At 57.5% G+C, this 7,990-nt stretch carries 5 protein-coding genes and 1 pseudogene; 1 reads left to right on the forward strand and 5 read right to left on the reverse strand.

The window, feature by feature from the left end; all coding sequences use genetic code 11:
• Nucleotides 1-50: 50 nt before the first annotated feature.
• From CGX12_RS18125 to CGX12_RS18145, 5 genes are all read right to left on the reverse strand, one after another.
• Nucleotides 51-1,304, reverse strand: a complete 1,254-nt coding sequence (locus CGX12_RS18125; protein WP_094041251.1) for an EH signature domain-containing protein — start codon at nucleotides 1,302-1,304, stop codon at nucleotides 51-53.
• Entirely contained in the window at nucleotides 1,301-2,065 is a 765-nt protein-coding gene (locus CGX12_RS18130; protein WP_094041253.1) for an OmpA/MotB family protein, read from the reverse strand. Before CGX12_RS18130 ends, CGX12_RS18125 begins: the two co-directional genes overlap by 4 nt.
• Nucleotides 2,065-4,191 carry an anti-phage ZorAB system protein ZorA gene (gene zorA, locus CGX12_RS18135; protein ID WP_094041255.1) on the reverse strand — a complete coding sequence of 709 codons (2,127 nt, stop codon included), beginning with the start codon at nucleotides 4,189-4,191 and terminating at the stop codon, nucleotides 2,065-2,067. The genes CGX12_RS18130 and zorA overlap by 1 nt, the downstream gene beginning before the upstream one ends.
• A 412-nt stretch (nucleotides 4,192-4,603) precedes the next feature.
• On the reverse strand, nucleotides 4,604-6,589 hold the full coding sequence (locus tag CGX12_RS18140; protein ID WP_094041257.1) for an exoribonuclease II: 1,986 nt from the start codon (nucleotides 6,587-6,589) through the stop codon (nucleotides 4,604-4,606).
• Between the two features lie 105 nt (nucleotides 6,590-6,694).
• Nucleotides 6,695-7,609, reverse strand: coding sequence for an enolase C-terminal domain-like protein (locus tag CGX12_RS18145; RefSeq protein ID WP_094041259.1), 915 nt, complete (start codon nucleotides 7,607-7,609; stop codon nucleotides 6,695-6,697).
• 138 nt (nucleotides 7,610-7,747) lie between these two features.
• Between CGX12_RS18145 and CGX12_RS18150 the strand changes: the two are divergent.
• Nucleotides 7,748-7,951: pseudogene (locus CGX12_RS18150) on the forward strand (1,4-dihydroxy-2-naphthoate octaprenyltransferase); the annotation flags it as partial.
• Nucleotides 7,952-7,990: the final 39 nt, after the last annotated feature.

The following is a 7,990-nucleotide window of genomic DNA, read 5'->3' on the forward strand; positions in this document are numbered from 1 at the left end:
AGGGTTGGTCAAGATCTCCACTATGTACTCTCTTGCAGCGTAAGACACAATCAAAATGAGCAACCTTGCCGCTGGACCGATCGATGCTTGATCAGGTTGGGCGAAAAATGATCATGCGTCGGCCCTGGGTAGATCACGGCCTTGTCACTCATCGAGCTATCCATTCTGGCAAAGTTGGTTTGCACTTCTTTGCCAAGAATTCGCTTTACAGAATAGTGAGCTCGATTACCCAGTAAGAGTCGAGTTCCTCGGATCAATTTTAGCCTGAACAGGCCTTCCAGAAAACGCTTGCGGGCTGGAAACATTCGTTGCAGATCCTGGTTGTTCGACTCGATACCGTACTGCTCTACAGCTTGCAAAAAGAGTCGAAGATCTTCTTTTGACAACCAGCATCGTACTCTCTGAATGCGCTCTGTACCAAGTGGTTGCCACCACTCGCGGTAATTATTGGCAGTGCTGGCGATACGAGGATCACCAGCGAGGCGGAGAATAAAGTCCTGCCATGCATCGCTCGGGTCCAAGCCAGCTCTGTCAATCAGGATCTCCAGGGCTGCATGCCCAATACGCCGGCCTCCTTCAAAAGGAGCCTTGCTCACAGAGGGCTTGAGCAATTCATCCATGACCGGATCCCACTTTTCCAGCGGTAGATTGCGCAGGGTTTCCAGGTAGAAATGAGCGCGACATATATCACCAAATCGACCATCATCGAAGCCCTGCAGACCCAGTGCGGTAAAGGTGTCTGCCAGCTCTGTGCCTTCTTGCTGTACCTGTTCTGCCAGTGCTTTTGGCCCCTGCAGGGTGAGTAACCAGTGACCCTGTTCTTTCAGGGTCTGTAAGGGATCTGCTCGAAGACTTTCAAATTTGGGAGGCGGGAGCTTGGCGAGTTGCTCTGACAGGCTTTGCTCCAGTAGCTCCCTCAAGCCTTCACGTTCATTCAGCAGATCGAAGCGACGAAAATAGAGTTGCGCCAGTTGTTGCAGGGTAATGCGGGTTAACCTGGGTGATTGTGCCTTCAGCAACGTTTCCAGTAGCTGAGGAATCAGTAATCGGTTTCCCAGTTCATCATTGCTGACCCAGAGCCAACTGAGAGCTCTTGCTGTGACACGGCGTTTGAGCAATTCGGGTAGTTCCTCAAATCGCCCAGTGCGTGCCATGTTACGCAGCTGCTGTACCATATGTTCGAAGGCGTCATTTTTTCCTGCCTTTCCTTCCATGGCTTCAGCAAGGGTTGTCAGCTTGCTCCAGGAGTCGATATGCTTCTGGCTCCATTCCAACTGTGGCAATTTTGCTGAAGGCAGCTTCATGGGTCAGCCTCCACCAGCCGCTTCCTGATTTGCTCATACTGAGTGCTGTCCGGTCGCCGAATGGTAAAGCGGATATCAATTCGGCGATTTCGCCTGAAGTCGTCTTCTGTGTGCTGATCGAGTATGACGGGGCGTGTCTCGCCATAACCACTGACTGAAAAAAGGGGCTTACCATCCTTGTTGTTCAGCCGAGAAAGGCGTTCCCCATCACTCAAGGCCTGCTCCCAGTATTGCCAGAGTGAAATTGCCCTGAAGGTGGACAGCCCCCAGTTTCCTTTACCCATAAAGCCAAGCAGTGGCCGATTATCTGTATGGCCTTCTATAAAGATGGTGTCGAGAAAATCAACCCTGTCCTGGCGAGTCAGGACTGTGTTGATAACCTGACCTATTTCCAGCGCTCGCGGTTGGTAGGTCTTGTGGATTTCGTAGGCTCCGGTATCAAAACCCAGTAAGTCATTGGGAATACTCAGCACGGTGTGATTCTCACTGACCTCCACGTTAATACCCCGCTTACGCAGAGCCTCAGCAGCTTCTTCGAGTATGGTCCGGCGAACCTGCTCAGCCTTTTTGAGCTCGACTATTTCTTCTTCAAACTCGATTTGACGATTTTGAAGCTCCTCCCGAATTTCCATCAACTGTAGTATCAGCACCACGGAGGCGAGGATAAAAATGACCAGCAATGCTGACATGATGTCTGAAAAGGACATCCAGTAGGGATTTTCTTCATCGACGGTTGCAGTGTGAGGCTTGCGAAAGCGCATCAGCGGGCCTCCAGCTCATCGAGAATGCCGCTCATAGCCTGCGCCGTATGGTACATCTGGTTAGCATAAGTTAAGGAAACATCGTTCCATTTGTTCATGCGGTCATCGATCTGGTTGCGCACTTCACTGGCATAGTTGCGCAACCATTCTTCGGCCTGTTTCTCAATGGCCTCAACCTGAGTACGCAGGGTTTCACCCAGATCGACGAACTCGTTCTTCACACCAACCAGGAACTCCTGCTGGGACTGTTTCAGTTCACCAAAGCCATTGTGTGCCTCCCTGGCTGCCAGCTCGAAGTGCTGTGCTCCCTCCAGAAGGCTGCTCTGCAGTTGCGCCAGAATATCGGCTTGTTGTTTGATCTTTTCAGCCAGCTCGGCATTTTGATTGCCAGCCCGTTCGATGCTCTGGGTAACCTGTTCCAGACGTTGTCCCAGCAAGTCTGTAGCCGAGCGCACATTGGCCGATAGCAGGCCCAGTTGGCTGGCGCTACTGTCCAGATGCTTGCTGCTTTGGGTGGCTGCTTCGGTGGTTTTTTGCAGGCGATCGAGTAGTTGTTGATGCTGTTCGGCCATTTGCCGGCTTTGTTGTTGGGAAGCTTGTACGGTGCTGGCGAGTTCTGATAGCAGCTCCTGTTGTTGTGCGGTAACTGCTTCGAGTTGCTCCTGAAAGCGCTGCTGGCGCGCCTGTTCCCGGTTTTCTGCCTGCTCGCCATGTTGGGTCATCTGAGCTCTGAAGCCAGACAGCAGTTTATTGACCGTCTCCTGCATTTCATGTTGCTGCAGCTTTGTCGCATCGGTAAGAGCGTCAATCTGCTGTTTGCTTGTCTGTCCCAGATGATTCAGCAACTGCTTCTGCTTTTCCATGAGTTCATTCTGCAGGTGCTCATGATGCTTGGAGCGTTCCAACTCACGCTTTTCGAAAGTGCCTACCTGGCTGTCAATTTGTTGAGTAAGGCCGTCAAGCAACTGCTTGAAACGACTCTCCAGCTGTATCTGCCGCTGCTCTGCCGATTCGGCCATACGCAGCAACTGCTCTTCAAAGCGTCGGTTCTGCTCGCTCTCTGATTCCTGTCGGCGAGTGTGCTGATCGTTGAGGTTGCTGAACAGCTGATCAAGGCGTTCTGTCATTTCGGTAACGGCAGAATTCACATCGGCAGCAGCCTGTTGCATCAGTTGGCCTTGCTCGCGGCCAGCTGAAGTCATTCCTTCCATAAAATTACCGACCAGTTTTTCCATTACTTGGTTAGATTGTTGATTGGTTGAGCTGACCAGAGACTGGATGGCTGGTCCCATGATGTTGTTAAGCGTATCGGCCAGTGCCGTTTGCATTGCCTCGCTCATGCCGTTTAGCGTTTCCTGCAGGCGATCCCCTATGCGCTCGTGCAACTCCTGTAGGGCTTCTTTGCTTTCCTTACCGTATTCGGCGATGTGCACAAGAGATTGTTCTGCAGGGATGCGAGGGTATAGAAAGTCTATCTGGTTCTGTAGTTTCTGAATGGAGTTAAGTACTGAGCGTTCAGCCGATTTTTCAATAAAGTTCAGTACCAGGCTGAAAAACACACCCCACACCGAGGTCATAAAGGCTACAGCGGCACCTGATATGAGTTTGTCGATCCCGCCTTTTAGGGTCTCCACTTCATTGGAGGTGCCTACCAGCCCTTCAAGCCCAATCGTCAAGCCTATAAAGGTACCCAGCACCCCAAAGGCCACCAGAAAGCTGGGGGTTGCTGCCAGTAGGCGGCTGGCCGTCAGCCCGCGGGCTAGGGTTCGGGGGTTGAAAAAATGTTCGGCATCGAGGGTATTGAACAGCTGTTTCTGGTCTGACGAAAAAACCAGACTTTCGTCAAACTCGCGCCAGAGCGAACCAGCATCCGAAACCTTAAGTTGTTGAGACTTCTGCAGAGTCTCCCGCCGGTTCAGAGCTAGAGCCTCCTTGCTTTGGCCATCTACCAGTGAGTGTAATGCATCAATTCGTGCTTTGAAGTGAAGGTAATGTCGGCCCAAGAAGAGGCATGACATGCCGAAAATGCCAACTATGAACACGCAGAACCAGGCGCTGATTGCACCTGTACTGTCACTGAGCATTTGTGAAAATTCTGGTATAAGGTATTTCAGCAAATCCAACATGTTGATGGCCTTAAAAATAATATTGCTTGTTTAAATTAGAGGAAAAGCAATATGTAAGCTGTTGATTTTAAATTTTTTATGTTCGGCTTGTTGGCTCATAAGCAAGCATCTTCGATAGGGCGGGTAAAACAACAGGGATAAGGGCGGCTAAATTATCAGGCTCAGCCACTATGATGTTTAGTCGTTGTGTCTTGTCAACCTATCCGTGTTGCTTTCTGCGTCCTGTCGTTGTTTTTACTCTAAGATAAAAATGAAATAAGCCATATTTGGCTAAGAATAGCGACAAAGTGTCGTAGTGGCCAGCATCAGACGGGGATTGTGGGAGAGGCGCGTATATATCTGTTAGATAAGGAAAAATTAAGAAAAAAAAAGGCCTGCAATCGCAGGCCTTTTCAGTATCAGATGTTCACGATCAGGAAGCGGGTTGTTCCGGTTTTTCCTGCTTCTCCGGTACCAGCGGAATGGCCGGCTTGGCGATAAGCGAGCGGGTATCTTCAATGGCCTCGGTGAGGATCACCTGGATATGCTGGCCCAGTTCGTAGACCGCTTCCTTGTCCAGGTAGACGCGGCCGTCGTCCCAGCTGCATTCCAGCCGGTCCCGGTTGGCCAGGATCAGCGAGGAGGGCATAAATACCACGGCGCCGTTTTCCTGCAGGCGCAGCTTTACGCCGCCCCGGCCGATGTCGATGATTTCGGCGTCGAATACCTTGCCCTCGGCCACCGCCGGCTGCAGGTAGCGCACATAGAGCCAGTCGGCGATGTCGCGCTCGGCGCGGCGGTGCATGCGGCGCTGCTCGGACAGGTGCTGGGCCAGCTCGGCGCTGGGCGCGTGGGCCTCGTGCTCCTGCTCGGCCAGTATCGCCTTGATCAGCCGGTGGTTGATGATGTCGCCGTATTTACGGATGGGCGAGGTCCAGGTGGCGTAGGCGGCCAGGCCCAGGCCGTAGTGCTCGGCCGGGGTCACGCTCATGGCGGCGAAAGACTGGTAGCGGCGCACCCGGTTGTCCAGGTAGCTGGTGTCGCGGGCGTCCAGCCAGCGGCGCAGGGCGCAGAAGCCTTCCAGGCTGGCCAGGCTTTCCGGCTCGAAGGGGGCTTCGTGGGCCTGCAGCAGTTCGGCCACCTGGGCCAGCTTCTCGGCGTCGAAGCCGGCGTGTACGTTGAACACCCCGGTGCCGGCGTGTTCGGCCAGCCAGTTGCCGCAGGCCAGGTTGGCGGCGATCATCGCCTCTTCCACCATCTGGTTGGCGATGCGGCGGTGATCCACGTGAATGGCCACCACGTTGCTGGCGTCGTCCAGCTCGAAGCGGTAGTCGGGCCTGTCCTTGAACACGATGGCGTGCTCGCTGCGCCAGGCGCTGCGGGCGCGGGTGAGTTCGGTCAGCTCGCGCAGCTGCTCGGCGATCACTTCGCTTTCCGGCTGCCAGTCGCCTTTCTGCTCGACCCAGTCGGAGACCTTGTCGTAGGCCAGCTTGGCCTGGGAGCGGATGCGGGCGGCGAAGAATTCCACCTGGTCGGTGACCTTGCCGTCAAAGTCGATCAGCAGGCGGGCGCACAGGGCGGGGCGCTCTTCGCCGGCCTTGAGCGAGCACAGTTCGTCGGCCAGGGTGCGCGGCAGCATGGGAATGTTGCGGCCGGGCAGGTAGACGGTAAAGGCGCGTTCGGCGGCGACCTTGTCCAGATCGCTGTCGTGGGGCACATAGGCGGTGGGATCGGCGATGGCCACGGTCAGCTCCCAGCCGTTGTCCAGCTTCTTCACGCTGAGGGCGTCGTCCATGTCCTGGGTGGACTCGCTGTCGATGGTGAAGAAGGGCACCTCGGTGAGATCCCGGCGCGGCAGGGATTCTTCCAGGGTCTGCCACTCGTCCTGGTCCCGGGGCGCCTGGTTGGCCAGCTTGTTGCGGGCCAGCACCACCCACCAGGGGGCGATGGGGTCGTCGACCCCGGCGATCAGCTCCACCACCTCGGCGAAAAAGCCGTTGTCCTTGAGGGCGTGGCGCTTGAGCTCGCCCAGCACCCAGTCGCCTTCCTTCAGGCCCTTTTCATCCAACCCCTTGATGGTGCGGGCCTTGATGGCGTCCTTGATCAGCGGGTGATCGGGCACTATGTTGAGCCGGTCGCGGAACCACTTCACCCGGGCCACGAAGCGGGTCAGCCCCTGCTCGACCAGGGTTTCCGGCTCGGCCACTTCCTTCTCGTTTTCGGTGCGCACCAGGGCGGTGATGCGGTCGCCGTGCAGCACCTTCTTCATGTAGGGCGGCGGGATGAAAATGCTTTCCTTCTCGCTCACCTCGAGGAAGCCGAAACCTTTGGCGGTGGCCTTGACGGTGCCTTCCTTGGTCGGCATGGATTCGCGCAGCTGTTGCTTGAGCTGGGCCAGCAGGGGGTTGTCTTGAAGCATAGATAGGGAACCTGTCGAAATATCGGCCTGACTATACGGATTTACCCCCCGTCTGCCAAGGAAACCTTGGCCCGGCGCCGGGTTTCGGTGCCCAACCGGAGCCTGTCAGCCGTATTCCCGGAGCAGGGTGAGTCTGCCGAGGTCCGGCCGGCCGTTGCCGTCCACGCCCCTGTCCAGCAAGTAGCGCAACCGGTCCAGCATGGCCGCCTGGCCCGGCGCCCATTGGGCGCTCAGGCGGGCCAACTGGGCGTTGCCCAGGCCGCTTTCCAGGCTGTCGGCCACCACCACTTCCAGCCCCCGGGCCCGGGCTGCCTCGGCCAGTTCCCGGCACAGGGCCAGGCCACCCAGTTGGCTGGGCCTGAGCACCAGGGCTTTCAGCTGGTCGAACAGCGGATAGTCGGGGGAGGCATGGCGGCCGAGATCGAAGGCCACCGGCCAGCCGTGGCGCTCCGCCAGTCGCTGGCTGGCGGCCAGGTCGGCGGCGGGCTCCAGCAGCCAGTCGATGCGGGCGGGATCGATGCGCCGCCACAGCCCTTCCAGCTGCTCCTCGCTCAGCCGGCCGCCCGCGTCCAGCACCAGCTGCAGGCTGGGTACCAGCAGGGTCAGCTCGCGCACCAGGCCGGCGTCGTGCTGCACCTCGCCGGTGAGGGTCAGCCAGGCCCGCTGGGGGTGAACCCGGCGGCAGCGCCAGGCGCGGATAATGGGTTCCCGCTCGCCTTCCAGCAGCGGCAGTGAGGGGGCCGGTTCGCCGTCGATGGCGGTGAGGGCGCAGTCCAGCCCGAATTGCACCGAGGACAGGCGGGCACCGTGGGGCTGGCCCTGGGCCAGCCGCGCGCAGGCGGCCAGCAGCTCGTCCTGGGCGTCCTCCAGGCTCTCGCGGGACTCGCCGGGCAGGGGGGCGACCTCGCCCCAGCGGCCGTCGATGCACACGTAAAAGCCCCGGCGGCGACCGAGGGGGGTACCCCTGATGGTGAGCGCCATGGTCAGGGGAAGTTCATAGCCGTAAACCGCAATATGCATTTGTGGTGACCCCGTTAATCGCCGTCGGAAATATCTTTAACTAAAAGTAACATCTGTCCGCCGGGGACGGTAGTGCTGTTTTTATCGCCCGGGGCTTGGGTATGATAGGTTTTTTCCTTGATGACCAAGAGAGCGCCGATGCCCCTGAGCACCTGGCTGAACGCCATCCGACCCAAGACCCTGCCCCTGGCGCTGGCGTCCATCCTGCTCGGCGCCGGGGTGGCGGCCGGGGAGGGTGCCTTCGACGGCGGCGTGCTGCTGCTGGCCCTGCTCACCGCCCTGCTGCTGCAGATCCTCTCAAACCTGGCCAACGACTACGGCGACGGGGTGCGCGGCACCGACGCCGTAGTCGTTGGCCAGGTTTGAGAGGATCTGCAGCAG

The organism is Zobellella denitrificans, assembly GCF_002237365.1.
Lineage (GTDB): Bacteria > Pseudomonadota > Gammaproteobacteria > Enterobacterales > Aeromonadaceae > Oceanimonas > Oceanimonas denitrificans.

Bases quoted from the DNA above. Each gene is read 5' to 3' on its own strand.
- CGX12_RS18145 (WP_094041259.1), bottom strand. From the start codon at position 7,609: ATGCATATTGCGGTTTACGGCTATGAACTTCCCCTGACCATGGCGCTC.
- CGX12_RS18125 (WP_094041251.1), bottom strand. From the start codon at position 1,304: ATGAAGCTGCCTTCAGCAAAATTGCCACAGTTGGAATGGAGCCAGAAG.
- zorA (WP_094041255.1), bottom strand. From the start codon at position 4,191: ATGTTGGATTTGCTGAAATACCTTATACCAGAATTTTCACAAATGCTC.
- CGX12_RS18140 (WP_094041257.1), bottom strand. From the start codon at position 6,589: ATGCTTCAAGACAACCCCCTGCTGGCCCAGCTCAAGCAACAGCTGCGC.
- CGX12_RS18130 (WP_094041253.1), bottom strand. From the start codon at position 2,065: ATGCGCTTTCGCAAGCCTCACACTGCAACCGTCGATGAAGAAAATCCC.